Below are 20,468 nucleotides of genomic sequence, written 5' to 3' on the forward strand. Positions count from 1 at the left end.
TTTATATACCCAAGTTACGTCAAGGTGCAGGATTCAGAGTGACTCAGCGTTTTCAATTCAAGCGTAATGTATGAAGGAATGGTTACTCCCTTTCAAATATATTTCGTGTAGAAGTGGAGACGTTGAGCCACTCCCTTCGGGCGAGTTCACTAGGCAGCTATTCATCGTTGCAGATTTTTAACGTAGAGCCACTATGTCTACAAATCGGCGCCTTGCCTAGCAGCCTAGAGCTCCTCGCTGAACAAGCCTCTTGAAGTTACTTGGGTATATACCTACTCAGAATCTAGTACTTTGTCGGTACTTGGGTATATTTTTTCATAAATTTTGTTAGAATCCGCGCTCTTTAGTTTAGATCCGGAAACCAGAATGTCATTTCAAGCATTGGGGCTGCATAGCCAGTTAGTTGATACCGTTACCGCTTTAGGCTTTCAAACACCAACTCCAGTTCAGCAGCAAGCAATCCCTGAAGCATTGGCAGGTCATGACATTATGGCAGGTGCGCAAACTGGCACCGGTAAAACTGCGGCGTTTGCTTTACCGGTTCTGCAGCGTTTATTGGACACGCCCGAAAAAGATTTAAAAGCAATTGCCGAATCAGCTAATGCTAAACCTCAGATCCGTGCGCTAGTGCTTACCCCGACTCGAGAGCTGGCACAGCAGGTCTTTGACAGTATCGCGGCGTACAGTGCCCAGACAACAATCAAAACCGCTGTCGCCTACGGCGGTACGAGCATGAAAGCTCAGGTTAGTGCGATTAGGGCGGGTGCTGATATTTTAGTCGCGACGCCAGGCCGTTTGCTTGATCATGCTTATGTTGGGACCGTCGATCTGGCTAACGTAGAGTTTTTGGTGCTTGATGAAGCTGATCGGATGTTGGATATGGGCTTCATCGATGATATCAAGCGGATAATGAAGCGTATGAAAACAGCACGACAGACGCTGTTTTTCTCTGCTACGTTCTCAAAGCAGGTAAAGAAACTGGCTTATGACATTCTTGATGAGCCTAAATTGATTGAAGTTACCCCTTCAAACAGTACAGCGGTAACCGTTGAGCAAATGGTGTACCCAGTTGATAAGCATCGAAAACGCGAATTACTCTCTTATTTGATTGGATCGAGAAACTGGCAGCAGGTGCTAGTGTTTACTAAAACCAAACAAGGGACTGACGAGCTGGCTAAAGAGTTAGGCTTAGATGGTATTAAAGCGGTTTCGATCAATGGCGATAAAAGCCAAGGAGCGAGGCAGCGTGCGCTGAACGACTTTAAAGAGGGCAAGGTGCGAGTGCTAGTTGCAACTGATGTCGCTGCTCGAGGATTGGATATCGAACAGCTAGAATATGTTGTTAACTTTGATATGCCATTTAAGGCTGAAGATTATGTTCATCGCATTGGCCGTACAGGACGTGCGGGGCAAACTGGGCATGCAATTTCATTAATGAGCTTGGATGAAGAGTGGGCGCTGAAAGCGATCGAAGATCTGTTGGATACGCGTTTGCCGCAACAGTGGCTAGAAGGTTATGAGCCGGATCCTACAATTAAGCCTCCGGAAAATCGCCCTCGAGGTCGCTCGGCTGAAAAGCGTAAAGCAAAAGCGAAGCACAAAATCCATAAAAATCGTGGCCGACATGTTCGCAAATAAGTTTGTTATTCAGCGATAACTTGAAAGAAATTTATCCGAAAACGGTCAATATTCCAGATGGTATATTGGCCGTTTTTTATTAGTATGATAGATGGAGTTTTTTTGGTTATTCATCGTGACTATTGTAATAATGAATTCACCCAAATTCGGTTTTTCTACCTTTAATTTGCGAAGCGAAATTAGTGGTTGTCGCACATAAAACGTTCTGATAATGTCTTACTTTCGTTGTTATTAATTCTACTGATAATATTAATAGTAGGTGATAGATGGGAATATGATTACTCAGTATCTTCGCATTACTACTTATTTTCTTATCTCTTTTACCGTTGCATCCTATCTGTGGTATCACTTAGGTGGGGCGAATAAAGAATTTGTCATCACTTTTCAGAACGCTACTTTTAAAAATATTGACGATACCAGTCAAGGGGGAACAACTAAGTCAAAGATTGATTATGATAACAACTCTCTGACGCTAAGTTGTAGTATTGAAAATACGGCAAGATGGCCATTTTGCGAGGTTGCGATTGAATTAACGGAAGGTATTAAAGGGATCGATTTGAGTCAATATCATTCTATTGGTCTTGACATCGATTACGATAGTGCAGTGAGTAATGAGCGCGTCCGTGTTTATCTTCGAAACTATGATCCTGCCTATTCAGACAAAAATGATCCTGTGTCGTCGAAGTTCAATGCTATTGAATTCGCACCGGGGCGCGGTAACGGTTTACATGTAATTCCAATGCAGGCCTTTCAGGTACTCTCGTGGTGGATTGCTGATTATAAGGTGCCAATAGAGCAGTCGGGCCCCCAGTTTGATAATGTGACCATTATTGAGGTTGCTACAGGAAGTAATGTTAAATCAGGATCTTACACGATCAAGCTAAATAAGGTGGTCTTTTTCGGAGATTGGGTTTCTGAATCAGCATTATTACGTTTGAATATTTTGTTATGGATGATAACCGCCATTACTTTCTTGGGATTAGAACGATGGAGGTTACGCTGTAACTTGAAGGTAGTAGAGCAACGAACGAAACAACTTCGTACGGCAAATCAAAAGTTGTACAAAAAAAGTTTGGCTTTTGAAGCGTTGGCATTTAAAGATCCTTTAACCGGTACCAAAAATCGCCGTGCGGTTGAAAGTTGGCTTCATGACATTCTCGAATATTCCAGGGACAATAACCAACCATTTTCACTGCTCTATCTCGATATCGACCATTTTAAGTTGATTAATGATTCGTATGGTCATCATAAAGGTGACGAGATCCTCCAAGAATTTGCGAAGCTAGTTAATCAGCGAATAAGAAAATCAGATGTATTTGTACGCTGGGGTGGGGAAGAGTTCATTATATTCTGTCCTGGTACAGCTTTGCTAGGCGCGATGGGATTAGGTGAACTGCTACGTTCGATAACAGAAAACTATCTCTGGTGTGATGATTTGGTTATTACTTGTAGTATTGGTGTGGCAGAGCTTGAAGGTAGTGAAAGTTTCGAGTCATTAATACAAAGAGCTGATAGTGCTTTATATAAAGCGAAAAAATACGGACGAAATCGGGTTGAAGCCTGATATAAACGTTTATACTTAAGTGATTGTCATGAAGTCGTTTGGGTATAGCGATACAAAGCGCCAGCAAAGTGCTGACGCTTTGTATTAAGTCTTTATTTTAAATTATTTAGGGCTTATGCAATGCTCGATAGCTGTTGCCAGTAATTCTGTGGCCGTTTGCTGGCAATCAGGCAGTGATGCGTCTGATTGGGCTATCGGAGTGACACGTTGTCCCCACCTGATCACACTCGCTCCCCAAGTCAGTCCTGCACCGAACGCAGCAGACAAGATCGTGCTACCCGGTTTTATGATACCTTGTTCAACAGCTTCACAAAGTGCAATAGGAACGGTTGCTGCCGATGTATTACCGTATTTATCGATATTGATAAAGGCCTTGTCCAGAGGGATATCAGCATGAGCACACAGTGCCTCGATAATACGTTTGTTGGCTTGGTGCGGAATAACGACATCAATCTCATCGCTATTGAGTTCCGCACGATCTAGAACCATTTTTGCTGCAGCACCCATGCCCCGTACGGCACGGCGGAAAATATCTCGTCCTACGAAATCAAAGCGAAAGTAACCCGAGTCGGGATTGAACCTATCCATTCTGGTTCCAAAATCCGGAATTGCCAGTACATCTCGACCTTCAGGATCGCAGCCAAGCTGCGCATCAAGCAGTCCACATTGTTGCTCTGAGCGGCTAAGTACAACGGCACCTGCACCATCTCCGAACAAAACCGCGGTATCTCGCTGGCTCCAATCTAAATACCATGACAGCCGCTCTGCACCGATAACAAGAGCATGTCGGTAATTGCCAGCTTGAATCATACGGGTTGCTGTTTCCAGGCCATATAGAAAACCAGTACATGCCGCATTCATGTCAAAAGCAGCAGCTTTGTCGGCGCCTAGCTCCAGTTGAACCTTCGAGGCAATATTAGGGATCAGCGTATCGGGAGAGCAGGTTGCAATAATGATCAGATCCAGCTCATTGGCTTCAAGCCCAGCGGAAGCCAGGGCTCGGGCGCCAGCAACTCTGGCTAAGTCAGATGTATTAACGTGGCTAATATGCCGGGATTCAATGCCGGTTCGGGTTTTAATCCATTCATCAGACGTATCGACAAATTGGCTTAATTCATCATTGGTTAATACGGCGGGCGGTAAACATTTACCCCATCCGGTGATTTCTGCATAGTACATGAGCATTCTCTTGGTTATTGTTTTATCGGGCCATGAAGCTGTATTAACCAATACTGTGGATTGGTGATTTACTTGACTCTAGCAAAGTCAGATGTACTGCGATAGCTCGTGATATGAAAATTCCGATACCAATCAAAAACTTATTGTTTGGGCAAATAATGCTGGCATCTAATAAGTTGATACGAATGTAAGCTCAAGTTTAATGCTTAGGTAATTCTCAGAGTTCTACCCAATTTGGTATGATACGCCAAACACAATCGCGGAATGGTAAAAGGTAGTAGTGACGATGATGATTCGTTTTGGTGTGATTGGTACAAATTGGATTACAGATAGTTTTATCGATGCTGCGATAAAAACGGGTAAATACCAGCTAACCGCTGTTTATTCTCGTCAGGTGGAAAAGGCACAGGAGTTTGCCGAGAAGTACGGCGTGACATTGTGTTTTGATAGCTTGGATGAAATGGCCGCATCTGAAGAACTCGATGCTGTGTATGTGGCTAGCCCTAATTCTTTCCACGGACCTCAAGCCAAGTTGTTTATTGAGCATGGTAAGCATGTGATTGGCGAAAAACCACTGGCCTCGAATATAACGGAAGTTGAGACGTTGGTTTCCTTGGCTCAGGAAAAGGGTGTTGTTTTGTTTGAGGCGATGAAAACCGTCTATACACCAAACTTCCAGCTTATTCGAGAAACGCTGCCAAAACTTGGTAAATTGCGCAAGGTCTACTTGTCATACTGCCAGCTGTCGTCTCGTTATGGTAAATACTTAAATGGTGAAAATCCTAACACCTTTAACCCGGTCTTTTCTAATGGCTCACTAATGGATATTGGCATCTATCCTTTGAGTGCTGCGATTGGCCTTTTCGGTGAACCCAACAGTTTCACTGCACAAGGGGTATTATTGGATTCTGGTGTCGATGCACATGGTACTTTGGTGCTTCACTATAGTCAGTTTGATGTTGTAATCAGCCATTCTAAAGTAAGCGATGGGTTGATTCCGAGTGAGTTACAAGGCGAGCAGGCCACTATGCTGGTAAACAGTATTTCGGAGTGCCGTTCAGTAACGTTGCACCGTAGTGATGAGCCGCCTGTTGAACTAACACGAGAGCAAGAAGATAACGCCATGTATTATGAGGCTGTAGAGTTTGCTCGTCTGGTCGAGCAGCAAACCGTTATGCATCCAGGCTTGACAAGAAGTTGTATTGTCAGCGCCATTATTACGCAGGCACGTGACATTATTGGTGTTCGCTTTCCTGCTGATTCTGAAGCCCGAGTTTAATTCGCGCTGAAATAAAAAGTACGGTGGATTAACAAGTAAAAAAAGGTGGCCATTTTGGCCACCTAACAGGGATGTAGTGCTTTTTTATTAGTGTAGGGCGAATGCTTACCAGAACAACCAAGCGAAAATTGAAAGTGCGCCGATACAAGCAATGTTCAGGTAGATACCAACTTTCATCATCTCAGACTGTTTAATATGGCCTGAACCGAATACGATGGCGTTTGGTGGTGTGGCAACCGGAAGCATGAAGGCACAAGATGCGGCAACGGCAATTAGTGCTGACAAGATGACAGGCGAGACTCCTAATGCTTCGGCTACGGTAGCAAATACTGGAACCAGAAGGGCAGCACTTGCTGTATTACTCGCGAATTCTGTTAGGAATACGACGAAAGCGGCAACGACAAGGATTGTGAAGAACAGACCGGCTTGCTCAAGGAATCCACTCAGGCTATGGGCAAGGAAGACACTTGTTCCCGTTGCTTTCAGGACATTACTTAGGCAGATACCACCACCGAACAGTAGTAACACGCCCCAGTCCGTTGATTTCTCAATATCCTTCCATTCAACCACTCGTGATGCCCCCAGCATTACGATGGCACTCAGTGCGACGAGTGTATCGAATTTGCTAAAACCACCCAGGAAGGCGTTAACAGGCTTGCTGAAAATCCAAAGCGATACAGTTACGGCGAAGATTGCAAGGGTTACGAGTTTGCCGTTATTCCATTGAACTGGTTTGTGATCCAGTTCGAACGTGTGCTTTAGGTTAGGTTTCAGCATGAAATATAGCATCGCCACGGTGATTGGAAGTAGAATCATCGAGACAGGTAGACCGAAGGCCATCCACTCTGTAAAGCTCAGGCCAACCTCGGCTGCGGCAATTGCATTGGGTGGGCTACCAACGACAGTCGCGATACCACCGATACTTGCACAGTATGCTATCCCTAGTAGAACGAAGACATAAGTACCGCGCTCACTTTTCGCATTGACCTTATTTAATACACCGAGCACCAAAGGCAGCATCATAGCTGTTGTTGCAGTATTACTGATCCACATTGACAGTGCAGCCGTCACACCGAAGAGCATGAACACAGCAACGGACATACGGCCTTTGGCAATCAGGAGTACTTTGTCAGCAATCGCCTTATCAAGCTCTTGTTTATGAAGTGCTGCCGCCAAGGCGAAACCACCTAGAAACAAGAAAATAATGGGATTGGCAAAATTACCCAGTGCCTGAGGTGTTTTAAAAATGCCGAAGGCAACAGCCAAAATAGGAACAAGTATTGCCGTGATACTAACGTGCACAGCCTCGGTGAGCCATAATACGGCGACGAATGCCAAAATGCTCATTCCAATAACAACATCTTTCTCAAAAGGTAGGGTGTTCAACAAAATGGTAAATAGGGCGATGTCTGCCAGTAGAATGATGCTATTCCGGTCAAACAGCCACTTTTTCAGTGTCAGGGTTAAGGCTGTCATATGCTTTCCTTTCGCTGGTTTATATAAATAAGTGCAATGCTATGCACTACATGTCAGTTGAAATGGATGTTACAGGTTATTTTGCAATTGTTAACCATAAGGTGCGCACTTGTTGCTCTTTTGGCTTTGCAATTATCTTTTTTGTGAGGTTATGATTTGCGAATGTGTGGAAATATACCCATCAGAAAGAAGCGGAGATGATCATGCTGAAATGTCAGTTACATTTTGCCTCTTAAAGTCGATATGGCTATATCGAGTTGCTACAATTCAGTCACATTTGAATGGGTGTATCGAATTACATATGCATTTAATTGTTAATGGCTTGGTGCATTTGTGGCTCAATAATTCATCCGTCAGAAATCAACTCAATAGATTCGTGAAGTGGCTCACATAAGTTGGCGAGGGCGAGATAAAAGAATTCACAGTCATTTTATGCCTTAGGTATCATAAGACAAAATGGAATTTCAAATATAAAAAATTAAATTATCGAGGCTAGGATTTATGAGTTCTAAAACGCAGGGTCTGCGTAAGCGTGTCCACAGCGAGGCACAGGCGCACATGAAAGGTGTACGAGCTAAGTTTATGAAAACGTTTATTGTTAAGGCAGAAAAACAAAAAACGTAATTAGAGAGTTCGATATAAACACTTACCGAGCGCTATTCTATTTAATTAAGCCGTTGTTTCATTTATTTCAAGAGGAAACAATGGCTTATGTTATATAATAGATGCTGGTTATTTAGGCATTGGTCCTTCAAGAACAGGTTGTACCGTTTCGATTGGCTCTTTGGGGCCGGGAAAGCGTGGTTGTACATCTAGGATATAGAGATCTATAACAGCTTTAAGCCTCGCCAGGATCTCACGCACTCGAATCTTAAGGCCAGCCAACCCTCTCGGCTCAGGAACGGCAAGGCATATGGCATCGATGTTGTTGCTGTTAGCAATAAACAAGGCACGTTCGCAATGAAATTTTTGAGTGATAATAACAAAGTGATCTGCTTCAAAAACATTCTTGGCCCTAACAATAGAATCCAGGGTTCTAAAGCCAGCATAATCGAGAACGATATCTTTGTCTGGAATACCTGCTTTTAATAAATCTCTCTTCATGGTCCAAGGCTCATTGTATGAACGATGGGCATTATCACCACTAAGTAATAATACGTTTACTTTTTCTCGTTGATATAGCTTAAGAGCTGCTTCCATTCGGTAGTCATAGTAGGGGTTAAGCGTTTTGGCGATATATTTACTGGTGCCTAATACCAAACCGATAGAACGTGACGGGATCTGAGAAGCATTGGTAAAAATTTGCTTTGAAGTACTGTCTGAAATCCAACGGTCAACAAGCAAACTCGTTCCAATTAAAACGATAAGAAGAACTGCAAAAATGCGCACGAAAGAGAGCAGTTTCATATAAATCCAAGTGTTACCTCTAATATCTACAATAGTACCTTAATCTATTGATAATGTTGTGTAAAAAGCCTGTCAATTACAAGGCGTAATACTGATATGTTATTACCTCTAAGGTATCGGAATAAAGAATAGACACAATTGAGTTACATATGATGATAAAGCGGATAAAAAGCGTTAAAACGCCATAAATTAGAAGCTTGAAAGAAAAAAGCCCGCGTAATGCGGGCTTAATAACTAGGAAGTCGTTTAGAAAGAAGTACGCTTGTAGCGGCGGTATTCAGACTGCCAGAAATTTGCGTCAATCTTTTCTTTGATGCGCTCATCAGTATTTTTTGGTGCTTTATGCTGCTCAACGGCCTTCTTAGCCACAGCAAAAGCAATTTGACGAGATACCTTCTGAATATCTTCTAGTGGTGGTAGTAGTGCGCCTTGACCATTAATTGCCAGTGGCGAGCACTCAGCTAAAGCACGACTACTTTCCATCAGCATTTCATCTGTAACACGGCGGGCGCCAACAGCAAGAACGCCTAAGCCGATGCCTGGGAAGATATAGCTGTTGTTACATTGTGCAATTGGGTAAGTTTTGCCGTTGTGTACCACAGGTTCGAACGGTGAGCCTGTCGCTACTAATGCGTTGCCGTCAGTCCAGCGGATGATATCTGCTGGTGTTGCCTCAACACGGCTTGTTGGGTTGGATAGCGGGAAAATGATCGGACGCTCGCAGTGCTGATGCATCTCACGAATGACCTCTTCGCTAAATAGTCCAGGAACCCCAGAGACACCAATTAGGATCGTCGGTTTCGCATTACGCATTACATTGAGAAGCGAGATATTATTATCTTCCGTCTCCCACTTATTGATCTCTTCACGCGGCTGAACCAGCTTCTGCTGGAAATTGATCAGGTTAGGCATGTCGTCAACAAGTAGGCCCCAGCGGTCTACCATGAACACCTGGCTACGGGCTTGTTGATCAGTGATACCTTCAGAGACCATTTGCGCAATGATAGCTTCGGCAATACCACAACCAGCAGAGCCTGCGCCAAGGAAGGTAACACGTTGCTCAGACAGTTTGCTACCAGCCGCTTTACATGCCGCTAATAGTGAACCAACGGTTACCGCTGCTGTGCCCTGAATATCATCGTTAAAGCAACATACTTTGTCTTTGTAACGCTCAAGTAGCGGCATCGCATTTTTCTGAGCAAAATCCTCGAACTGGATCAATGCGTCAGGCCAGCGTTGCTTAACCGCTTGGATGAACTCATCAACAAAGTTGTCGTACTCTTGGCCAGAGATACGAGGATGACGCCAGCCCATGTACATAGGATCAGACAAGCGTTGTGGATTATTCGTACCTACATCTAGAACAACCGGTAGAGTATAAGCAGGGCTGATACCACCACAGGCTGTGTACAGAGACAGTTTACCGATTGGAATACCCATACCGCCGATACCTTGGTCACCCAGACCAAGAATACGCTCACCATCGGTCACAACGATTACTTTTACGTTATGTCGAGAGGCGTTGTTCAGCATATCTTCAATACGATCTCGATTTGGGTATGAGATAAACAAGCCGCGGCCACGACGGTAGATGTTGGAAAAGTCTTCACATGCCGCTCCAACAGTCGGAGTATAGATGATTGGCATCATCTCGCTGATGTGATTTTCAACCAAGCGATAGAATAGGGTTTCGTTAGTATCTTGAATGTTTCGAAGGTAGATGTGCTTATTCATATCGTTATCAAATTTTTGATATTGCTTGTAAGCACGTTCAGTTTGTTCTTCGATGGTTTCAATTGCTTCTGGAAGCAGACCTTCCAGGTTGAAGAACATACGTTCTTCGACAGAGAATGCACTACCTTTGTTTAGCAGAGGTGTTTCAAGTAACGCAGGGCCTGCGTAGGGAATATATAAAGGTCTTTTATCGTTTTTCATGCAATAGACTCTGGTTTTGGGTTAGGTAGTTGTCAATGAAGATTGTATATATACGAATTTTCATTTTAGGCGCTAATCCTATGCCTATAAGCGACTTATTTCAAAGGAAGAGGTGATTATTTTCGAGAAAGGGATCAAGTTTTTTGGTATTTTTTTACAGTCATTAACACGGTAAGTGCCACTATGTTGCTGTTCTGGTGTTGATGTTATCTGGTGGTTTTTGGTGTTGGCTTGTTGTGTGGGTTTTTGTTTGTTTATTTGTTTCGATTGGGGGTGGGTGGCTATCAGGTTGGCAGGAATGGCTGGTTGAAAGATTTGGTGTGTTCACTTTGTTGCTTGTGTTAACTTGCGGTGTAATGTTTGTATCTAAAGTAATGCTTGATGGTTCTGGTCGTGTGATGGCTTTGTTGGGTTTGGGCGTAAAAAAGCCCTGCTTATTAACAGGGCTTTTGCAATCAGCTTCGAGGGCTTAATAATGCCAAGGAAATTTGCTGAAGTCTTGATCGCGTTTTTCTAGGAAGGCATCGCGACCTTCTTGTGCTTCATCAGTGCCATAGGCTAGGCGAGTTGCTTCTCCAGCAAATAGCTGCTGTCCAACCAGGCCGTCATCTGGCAGGTTAAAGCCATATTTCAGCATACGCATCGCTGTAGGCGACTTGCTGTTGATTTCTTTTGCCCAGACAAGCGCTTCATTTTCCAGCTCAAAGTGATCAACAACTTTGTTAACCATACCCATTTCATAGGCTTCTTGCGCACTGTAGTTGAAACCGCAGAAGAAGATTTCACGGGCACGCTTCTGTCCGATCATTTTAGCAAGGTAAGCCGAGCCGTAACCTGAGTCGAAAGATGCGACATCAGGATCTGTCTGTTTGAAAACAGCGTGCTCTTTTGATGCTAGGGTCAAGTCACATACCACATGCAGGCTATGGCCACCACCAACAGCCCAGCCAGGTACCACGGCAATAACAACTTTTGGCATAAAGCGGATCATTCGCTGGACTTCAAGGATATGCAGGCGGCCCATACGAGCAACATCAGCTTTTCCGGCTTCTTCACCTTCGTATTTGTAGCCATCTTTACCACGAATACGTTGGTCACCACCTGAAGAGAATGACCATTGGCCTTTCTGTGATGGACCATTACCAGTTAGCAAAACACAGCCAACATCTGACCATTGGCGGGCATGATCAAGCGCGGTGAAAAGCTCATCTACGGTTTTAGGACGGAATGCATTCAGGCAGTCAGGGCGGTCAATAGCGATACGTACCGTACCTTGGTCTTTCGCGCGGTGATAAGTGATATCTTCAAAATCAAAGCCAGGGACTTCATCCCACAGTTCAGGATTAAAAATTTCTTTGCTGGTCATGATGACGATTGCCTCATTGATTAGATGCTACAAGGCTATGGAGTTAGCGCTAAATGTCAATGATTTATGAAGAATTGTGACAAACAGTGCAGGTATCTGTTTGAGGTGGCTTATTATTCAAGCAGAATCCAAAAAACATTCAGCTCAGTAATAAGAAAAGGTTGGTAAAAACTACTATGCTTCTCTGTCGTTAACCTGGATAGAAATAAAAAGCCCTGGATTAAATTACCAGGGCTTTTTTATATTATTTAGTATCGGATTTAATCACTAACTAAATGATGGCCTACTTTTTCATGATAGTTGAGGTGTAAATTTCACCTTCACCGCCATTGTCCTGCTGCCAATAAGCTTTCTGGGTGTAATAGTTACCTTCGATCCCAGTGATAGTATTAATCTCCTGAGCGGCCTCACCATCTGGCGTAATTACCAGCTGACCAGCGCTGTTGATATTCCATCCAAACGTAAAGGTTTCATCGGCATATTTAAGACTATAACCATAACCCGTATTATCGGCATTCATAGTGACTTCGTCGTTGGCAATGTAGGCCTTCACTGTATGGGTTCCAGCTGTGTTTGTCTGGTCATCAATATAACCAAGCACCCAGCTAGTATCAGCCAATACAGCATCGTTATAGGTCGCTGTTACATCTGAATCTGTGCGGCACGATTCTGTGAGAGCGTCATAGTCAGCTTTCGTCTTGTAGTTAACGTCACTGCTGTTTTCCCACCATACGTCGTTGGTGTCATCTACGCACTCCACTAAGTTACCTACATAGGTTGTATCGATGTAAGTGACTCGGTCAGTTTCACTGCTTTCATAGTGACCATCAGCCGAATGAGCTTCAGGGTAGTAGACTGCGAACGTCTTTTCATCACCTTTTTCGTTTAGCAGTACATGAATGGCATTCAGCTCAGTCGTACCGGCAAACGTAGTCTCAATATAGTCGATGCCATCCTGAGACTTAATGCTCCAGTCTCTGCGAACTTTATCAGTGTACTTGTTACCAAATTCGTCGAATTTCTTCTTCTTACTCAGCATTGTGCCGTCATCGAAGAAGAACATGCGGCGGTACAGGCCTTCGCTGTTAAAGCGGTTGAGGGCCACTCCTGCAATGGATGCCTCAGAGATAGCTGGTAGTGTTGTGTCAGAACACGCCTGATACAGGGCTACCTTCTCGAAGAACTCATCAGCGCTGTCACCTTCGGTGTAAGAAAACTCACAGCTGACATCAACTTCATTCAAGATTGCTTGGTACGCCGTATCGTTGAAGAACGTTACTTGATAATCGTTAGATTGGTTAGCAAGTTCTATCGTACCGCGGATAACCCTACCGTCATTTTCTGCAAACAGAATGGTAGCCGGGGCATCGTGCCAATAATCTGCGAATGCTGTAAGCGCTTCGTCGGTGACAGTGAGCTGGTAGATAGTCTTACCACCTAGCTCACTGCTGCTCCAGGTTGTTTCGCCGACTTTGGACGTTTCATAGGTCGATTCGTTTGTTTTATAGAAGCTCGCTGTCCCGCCTTCAACCAGCTCGACGCCAACATTCCAGCCAAGGTAAACAATCTTCGCCAGGTTAGGGTCGGTTGCTGCTGACGCTGATGTCAGGTCAACCAGCGTATTCGCCTCAACATGGTAAGGGCCAGAAGAGGTTGTTTCCACTACTTTCATATGGACATCAGAATCAGTCCAGAGTGAGTAGATATCCTGTGTGGCTACAGGCGTAAACTGTAGGGCTTTGGAGTCCATCGGGAACTGTGCTGTACCCGTTTTATAAGACGACCAGAACGGCAGGTTAGTCGCATTGATAGTCTCACCGTCTAGGGTGGTGATCATCGGCGTACCCAGGGAGTAAACCATTTCACTGTATCCGGTTGGATAAGCGATAGCAGTACTACCTGAAAGGTCTAGTGTGTAGCCAGTTGGTGTTACCCAGCTTGAGCCCACCAAGATCATCTGATCTTCGTCATCGATCACACCACCCAGAGCGCCGTCAGGCAGCACAACTTTGAAGCCTTCAGAAATAGCGAGGTCACCATTGACCGCAAAGGTGTCAACGGTCAGAAGATCCATTCCGTTTTCACCTTCCTCATCGAACTCGTGAAGACCGCTGGTGGCACCAACAAACTGAACGATGTCATCGTTGGTAGCATCCGCCGTTGTTCCTACACCGTCTGCGATCGCATTTTTCTCACCGTGATCGTCTGAGTTGTTACCATCGCTTGAGCCATCATTGGAACCATCATGACCGGAGTCTGAGCCGCCAGAAGAATCACCCGAACCTGAATCTGTACCATCGGAGGTATCTCCGTTATCCGTTGAATCTCCATCATCTTTAGGGTCTGTTACGCTAACATCAACCTGTTCAAAGATTGCGGTTTTTGCTGTTTCGTTAAACAGATAGATTTCTTCATCAAAGCTTGTACCCTGTTGTTCGATTGAGCCCATACGAACATAGCTGCCGTTTCCGTCTTCGTAAACACTGGCGAACAGAGCAGGGGAATCTTCATTCCATTTCTCACCGTAGGCTGTAATCACAGCACCCGGTACCGTGAACTGCAGGATATCTTCGCCGGAGATCGTAGAGCGAGTCCAGGTGCCAGAACCTACTTTTACAAGTTCATGGCCAGTTTTGTAGTAGTTTGCGCTACCATCTTCAACCAGCTCAACCCCCATATCCCAACCGAAGTACACAAGATTCGGATATGTTGTACCTGTGGAAACGTCGACAGCGGTTGCCGAAATAAGCTGATCCAGTGTGGTAGCCGGCGCATGGTATGGCTCAACATCGGTGTTTACGTGTACCTCGGAATCTATCCATAGGGAATAGATATCCTGAGCCGCTGATGGCGTAAACTTCACGGCCTGTGAACCTGGTGGGAACTGAGCATCCGTAGACTTGTACTCGTCCCAGAACGGAACTGTGCTTGGCGAAATAACCTGGCCGGCAAGGTCAACCAGTTCCAGAGACAGGTTCAGCTGGCTCGCAGGAATATTGGTTGGGTATGCCACTGCATTATCTGTGGTTACGTCAATCGTGTAACTGTTGCTTGTTGTCCAGCCTGAGCTGGTCAAAATCGCATCATGGGCGTATTCATCAGTGACCGCTGTTAAGGTCCCATCTGTGTTAACCAGTTGCGGAGTTTGAGTTACCCCTTTGTTTTCGCTGATCAGAATTGGCTCAACGTACAAATACTCCTGATGCGTATTTGTCGAATCGTTGTACTCATCGTCGGCATCCAGTATATAGAGTGAACCAGCGTCACGAATAAATGCGATAGCGTCAGATGGGGTTGGGGTTGTTTCATCAACATCGTCGATACCGTTGTTGTTGTCGTCCGGATCGGCGTTGTTGCCAATGCCGTCACCGTCAGAGTCTAAAGATTCAGTTGCATCGAGTGGGAATGCATCTACATCATCTTCAACACCATCGCCATCGTCGTCTGAATCTGCATTGTTACCGATACCATCGTTATCTGTATCAATGGTTTCGGAACCGTCTAGTGGGAATGCATCTTCACTGTCAATAACGCCGTCGTTGTCTGTATCCTTTTCTTTTACAATAACTTGTTCAAGAATGGCGTTTTTTGCTGTTTCGTTAAACAGGTAGATTTCTTCATCAAAGCTTGTTCCCTGCTGCTCGATTGCCCCCATACGTACATAACTGCCGTTTCCGTCATCGTAAACACTGGCGAACAGAGCAGGAGAGTCTTCATCCCACTTCTCACCGTAGGCTGTAATCACGGTATCCGGTACGGTGAATTGCAGGATATCTTCACCGGAGATCGTAGAGCGAGTCCAGGTGCCAGAACCTATTTTTACGAGCTCATGGCCAGTTTTGTAGTAGTTTGCGCTACCATCCTCAACCAGCTCAACTCCCATATCCCAGCCGAAGTACACAAGGTTTGGATATGCTGCCTCGGTGGAAACGTCGACAGCGGATTCAGAAATCAGCTGTTCCAGTGTTGTTGCCGGAGCATGATATGGTTCAACATCTATGCTCACATGTACCTCAGAATCTATCCATAGGGAATAGATATCCTGAGCCGCTGATGGCGTAAACTTCACGGCCTGTGAGCCCGGTGGGAACTGAGTGCCCATCGACTTGTAAGCGCTCCAGAATGGAACCGTGCTTGATGAAATAACCTGGCCGGCAAGGTCAACCAGTTCCAGAGACAGATTCAGTTGGCTCGCAGGAATATTGGTTGGGTATGCCACAGCATTATCTGTGGTTACGTCAATCGTGTAACTGTTGCTTGTTGTCCAACCTGAGCTGGTCAAAATCGCATCATGGTTGTCTGCTTCAGTAACTGTTGTTAAAGTTCCATCTGTGTTAACCCGCTGCGGAGGTTGAGTAACCCCTTTGTTGTCACTGATCAGAATTGGTTCAACGTACAGGAATTCCTGACGTGTATTTGTTGAATCGTCATACTCATCATCAGCCTCTAGGATATAGAGCGAACTTGCGTCACGAATAAACGCAATAGCGTCAGAGGTGGTTGGTGTTGTTTCATCAACATCGTCGATACCGTTGTTGTTGTCGTCCGGATCGGCGTTGTTACCAATGCCGTCACCGTCAGAGTCTAAAGATTCAGTCGCATCGAGTGGGAACGCATCCACTTCATCTTCAACACCATCGCCATCGTCGTCTGAATCTGCATTGTTACCGATACCGTCTCCGTCAGTATCTACAGACTCAGAAGGATCTGTTGGGAATTTATCCTCGGCATCAATTACACCGTCACCGTCAGTATCAGCTGGTGTGATATCCACTTGTTCAAGAATCGCAGTTTTCGCTGTTTCGTTAAACAGGTAGATAACTTCGTCAAAGCTTGTTCCCTGTTGCTCGATTGAACCCATACGAACATAACTGCCGTTTCCGTCATCGTAAACACTGGCGAGCAGAGCAGGGGAGTCCTGATCCCACTTCTCACCGTAGGCTGTAATCACGGTACCCGGTACAGTAAATTGCAGGATATCTACGCCTGAGATCGTAGAGCGAGTCCAGGTGCCAGAACCTACTTTTACGAGTTCATGGCCAGTTTTGTAGTAGTTTGCGCTACCATCTTCAACCAGCTCAACTCCCATATCCCAACCGAAGTACACAAGATTCGGATATGTTGTACCCGTGGAAACGTCGACAGCGGATTCAGAAATCAGCTGTTCCAGTGTTGTTGCAGGTGCATGGTACGGTTCCTGGTCTGTGTTGACATGCACTTCGGAATTCGTCCACAGCGAATAGATATCCTGATTGGCTTCCGGGGTGAATTTCACTGCCTGAGAACCCGGTGGGAATTGAGCTGTAGCTGACTTGAATTCAGACCAGAATGGTACTGTCATTTCAGAAATAGCTTGTCCTTCAAGGTCAACTAGTTCCAGTGTAAGGCCAAGCGTGCTTGTCGGTGCATTTGTCGGATATGCCACTGGCGTGTCAGTACTCGCATCCAAGGTATAGCTTGTTACTTGCACCCAACCTTCAGAGGTCAGGATCAGATCTTCGTTTTCTTCTGAAACATCTGAAAGACTACCATCAGCGTTAACTTCTTGAGGAGGCTGAGTTACCCCTACATTGTCACTGATCTGTATTGAGCTGACATACAGTTTTTCGTGCTCAACACCGCTGGTATCGTGGTAGTCGTTTGAATGCATCTCATACAGAGAGTTCGCATCACGAACAAACTGAATTGCTGCTGCTTCAAGCGCATCCTCGATTCCATTACCATTCGCATCCGTGTCGGCGTTGTCACCGATGTTATCGCCATCGGTATCTGCTGTTTCATTCGGGTTGAATGGGAACGCATCAGCGTTATCCAGTACGCCGTCATTGTCATCGTCGGTATCAGCATTGTTACCTATACCGTCCTGATCGGCATCTGCAGATTCTGTAGCATCCTGAGGGAATTCGTCTTCAAAATCTGGTATTCCATCACCATCGGTATCATGGTCATAGGAAGACTTATCGCTATCTAGTGGGAAGAAGTCGAGTAGATCGTTAACGCCATCACCATCGTCGTCTGTATCTGAACGGTTACCAATACCATCCCCATCGGTATCAATATATTCGTTCGGATCTAACGAGAATGCATCTTCTGTATCAGGAATGCTGTCGTTATCATCATCGGTATCTTCATTGTTACCAATACCGTCTTTATCGGTATCAACGGATTCCTCAGCGTTGAATGGGAATGCGTCATTGGCGTCTTCGACACCGTCGTTATCATCGTCGGTATCTGTTGCATCACCAATGCCGTCATTATCAAAGTCAGCAGATTCATCCGGGTTAAACGGGAACGGGTCATCGGCATCTAAGATGCCGTCATTATCGTCGTCGGTATCGGCAATATCACCGGTACCATCGCGGTCCGAATCGCTTGATTCAGCAGCATCTAGCGGGAAAGCATCATCCGCATCGGCAACACCATCGTTGTCGTCATCGTTATCGGCATTGTCACCGATGCCATCCTGATCACTATCTACGAATTCATTCGGGTTAAATGGTAGTGCGTCGGCGGTATCAAGTACGCCATCGTTATCATCATCGGTATCTTTATTATCACCAATACCATCCTGATCAGAGTCATACTGCTCGTTAGGGTTCGATGGGAATACGTCTTCAATATCTGATACGCCGTCACCATCGTAGTCACCGTTTGAATATTTAGTGTCATCTAACGGGAAGTAGTCACGCAGGTCAATAACACCATCGTTATCATCGTCAGTATCGGTATTATTACCAATACCATCGTTATCAGTATCTACTGATTCTGTAGGATCAAGCGGGAAGGCGTCGTCAGTATCTAGTACTTTATCGTTATCGTCATCGGTATCTTCGTTGTTACCAATACCATCTTTATCAGAATCGACAGACTCATGATAATCAAACGGGAATGCGTCATTGGCATCTTCAATACCATCGTTATCATCATCGGTATCTGTTGCATCACCAATGCCGTCATTATCTGAGTCCGCAGATTCATCTGGGTTAAACGGGAACGGGTCATCGACATCTAAGATATTGTCATTATCATCATCAGTATCGGCGTTATCGCCAGTACCATCGCGGTCTGAATCCCGGAACTCATTTTCATCAAGCGGGAAAGCGTCATGCGTGTCGGCAACGCCATCATTATCGTCATCGGTATCGGCATTGTTACCCAGGCCGTCGTTATCAGTATCGACCGTTTCTTTCTCGTTAAGCGGCAGGTCATCTTCTGCATCCAAGATACCGTCACCATCGTCGTCGGTATCTTTGTTGTTACCGATACCGTCACCATCGGTATCTAGCCATTCGTTACTATTATTCGGGAAGGCATCAAATGCGGTGGCAATTCCATCATTATCCGGATCGTCAGTGAGATTGTTGACATTCTCTTCACTAACAAAATCAGGTAGCTCCAAAGTATCAAAGTCAATATTTTGTGCAGCCTCATCTGAGGTTGCTTCCTTGGCGATAGTTTCGATAGCTTTTTGTGTTTGCTCACTGACAGCATCCAGCTGATTAAGCAGGCTCGAAGTTGTAGGATCGGCTTGAATTTCTTCAATCGCCTGATCTAGTTCTTCAGGGGTTTCTGGTAACTGCTGGGATTCAACCAGTACTTTGGCTTCATAGGCGAGGCGGGCTGCGTCCGAAACACTTTCCGAGTCAGTGCTGGTTTCTTTGATTTCAATGTAATCGCCCATAATTAATTCTGGGTCAAGGTTTTCACCCGCAACTTCATTGATTGCAGCTGCTTTCAGAGCTTCTACTTCTTCTTCTGTTAGTTCAGTTGTAGAAGAGGAAGAGAGTTCTGCTTTTTTCTTTTCTAATACGAGGTGAACTTTTGTTGTCAGAGGAGTGACTGTTTGTGTACCGGCTGGCGCCGACATCATATAAGGGGCCGTGACAGCTTCACCGTCCGGATCTGCTTCTGTGATAGTATCTTCGTCGACGGTATCCGTTGTTGCCTGGACCACGACGTTATATTTACTTGGGTCGTCGATACCTTCCACGTTCAGGTTTGCAACACCACCTTCACCGGAAGTTGCTTGTGGTTCGTTGTTATCTAGCTGGTAGTCACCATCTAGGTCCAACCAGACGGTCGCATTTCTTAAATAGCCATCGATTGCTTTAACTGAATAGGTTGTTTGAATACTAGGGGTATCAGGTGTAACTGAAGATGTAATTGTAGATGTATCAGAAGGTGTGTCAGAAGATGAACCTCCATCACATCCTACAAGCAAGGATGTGCTTGCAAATCCCAGAGCTATAGCAATCCGGCTTTTTTTCATTGTCACTCTCTCTTTGACGAAAACTTTGGTATCTAAATTGAAATCCAGGCCCAATTGAACACTGGAGGTTATTAATATTGTGTCACTTATCAACACTGAGAATGAATTGTAGCAATGTATCTACTATGTAAACTGTCAGTTTGGGCTGTTTAGTTTGCATTTGTGATGTAGAACGGCCAATGTAGGGAAAATAAACTTGCAATTTAAAGAAATCTGTGCGCCAAAAATACGGCGAAGGGGTCATATTATTGACGTTTTGGTGAGGGCTAATTAATTATATCGGGTAGCGGTGCTAGTTAAATTTTGGCAGCAACTTAAATATGTGTAATCAGATCATCTATTTAAAAATTTCCGT

11 protein-coding genes are annotated in these 20,468 nt (G+C 45.0%); 5 read left to right on the forward strand and 6 right to left on the reverse strand.

All coding sequences use genetic code 11. The features are described from left to right. The first annotated feature begins 366 nt into the window (after window positions 1–366). Together MD588_RS03750 and MD588_RS03755 are read left to right on the forward strand one after the other, a co-directional pair. The gene (locus tag MD588_RS03750) at window positions 367–1,638 is read left to right on the forward strand and encodes a DEAD/DEAH box helicase (protein WP_265695522.1); all 1,272 of its coding nucleotides are present in this window, start codon (window positions 367–369) and stop codon (window positions 1,636–1,638) included. 274 nt (window positions 1,639–1,912) lie between these two features. Further along, window positions 1,913–3,202: a GGDEF domain-containing protein gene (locus tag MD588_RS03755; RefSeq protein ID WP_265695523.1), complete on the forward strand. Its 1,290-nt coding sequence runs from the start codon at window positions 1,913–1,915 to the stop codon at window positions 3,200–3,202. 102 nt (window positions 3,203–3,304) lie between these two features. Here MD588_RS03755 and MD588_RS03760 read toward each other — a convergent pair whose 3' ends face one another. Next, window positions 3,305–4,381 carry a ketoacyl-ACP synthase III gene (locus tag MD588_RS03760; RefSeq protein WP_265695524.1) on the reverse strand — a complete coding sequence of 359 codons (1,077 nt, stop codon included), beginning with the start codon at window positions 4,379–4,381 and terminating at the stop codon, window positions 3,305–3,307. A gap of 289 nt (window positions 4,382–4,670) precedes the next feature. Here MD588_RS03760 and MD588_RS03765 point away from each other — a divergent pair, with 289 nt between their 5' ends. Continuing rightward, window positions 4,671–5,660 (forward strand): Gfo/Idh/MocA family protein, encoded by a 990-nt coding sequence (locus MD588_RS03765; protein WP_265695630.1) that lies wholly within the window; start codon window positions 4,671–4,673, stop codon window positions 5,658–5,660. Window positions 5,661–5,765: 105 nt separating this feature from the next. Here the strand turns inward: MD588_RS03765 and MD588_RS03770 are convergent, their stop codons facing one another. Next, on the reverse strand, window positions 5,766–7,136 hold the full coding sequence (locus MD588_RS03770) for an SLC13 family permease (RefSeq protein ID WP_265695525.1): 1,371 nt from the start codon (window positions 7,134–7,136) through the stop codon (window positions 5,766–5,768). 501 nt (window positions 7,137–7,637) lie between these two features. Between MD588_RS03770 and MD588_RS03775 the strand changes: the two genes are divergently transcribed. Then, window positions 7,638–7,760: a hypothetical protein gene (locus MD588_RS03775; protein ID WP_265695526.1), complete on the forward strand. Its 123-nt coding sequence runs from the start codon at window positions 7,638–7,640 to the stop codon at window positions 7,758–7,760. A 108-nt stretch (window positions 7,761–7,868) separates the two neighbouring features. Here MD588_RS03775 and MD588_RS03780 read toward each other — a convergent pair whose 3' ends face one another. Together MD588_RS03780 and MD588_RS03785 are read right to left on the reverse strand one after the other, a co-directional pair. Then, window positions 7,869–8,543 (reverse strand): SanA/YdcF family protein, encoded by a 675-nt coding sequence (locus MD588_RS03780; RefSeq protein WP_265695527.1) that lies wholly within the window; start codon window positions 8,541–8,543, stop codon window positions 7,869–7,871. Between the two features lie 246 nt (window positions 8,544–8,789). After that, complete coding sequence (locus MD588_RS03785) at window positions 8,790–10,478, reverse strand: NAD-dependent malic enzyme (RefSeq protein WP_265695528.1); 1,689 nt, start codon at window positions 10,476–10,478, stop codon at window positions 8,790–8,792. A 203-nt stretch (window positions 10,479–10,681) separates the two neighbouring features. Here MD588_RS03785 and MD588_RS03790 point away from each other — a divergent pair, with 203 nt between their 5' ends. Then, window positions 10,682–10,951 carry a hypothetical protein gene (locus tag MD588_RS03790; protein WP_265695529.1) on the forward strand — a complete coding sequence of 90 codons (270 nt, stop codon included), beginning with the start codon at window positions 10,682–10,684 and terminating at the stop codon, window positions 10,949–10,951. Here the strand turns inward: MD588_RS03790 and MD588_RS03795 are convergent. Further along, window positions 10,948–11,844 (reverse strand): 1,4-dihydroxy-2-naphthoyl-CoA synthase, encoded by an 897-nt coding sequence (locus MD588_RS03795; RefSeq protein ID WP_265695530.1) that lies wholly within the window; start codon window positions 11,842–11,844, stop codon window positions 10,948–10,950. The two genes, MD588_RS03790 and MD588_RS03795, sit on opposite strands and share 4 nt — an antisense overlap. 283 nt (window positions 11,845–12,127) lie before the next feature. After that, the gene (locus MD588_RS03800; RefSeq protein ID WP_265695531.1) at window positions 12,128–20,113 is read right to left on the reverse strand and encodes a thrombospondin type 3 repeat-containing protein; all 7,986 of its coding nucleotides are present in this window, start codon (window positions 20,111–20,113) and stop codon (window positions 12,128–12,130) included. Between the last annotated feature and the right edge of the window lie 355 nt (window positions 20,114–20,468).

This window comes from Photobacterium obscurum, from assembly GCF_026191635.1.
GTDB classification, from domain to species: Bacteria; Pseudomonadota; Gammaproteobacteria; order Enterobacterales; family Vibrionaceae; genus Photobacterium; species Photobacterium obscurum.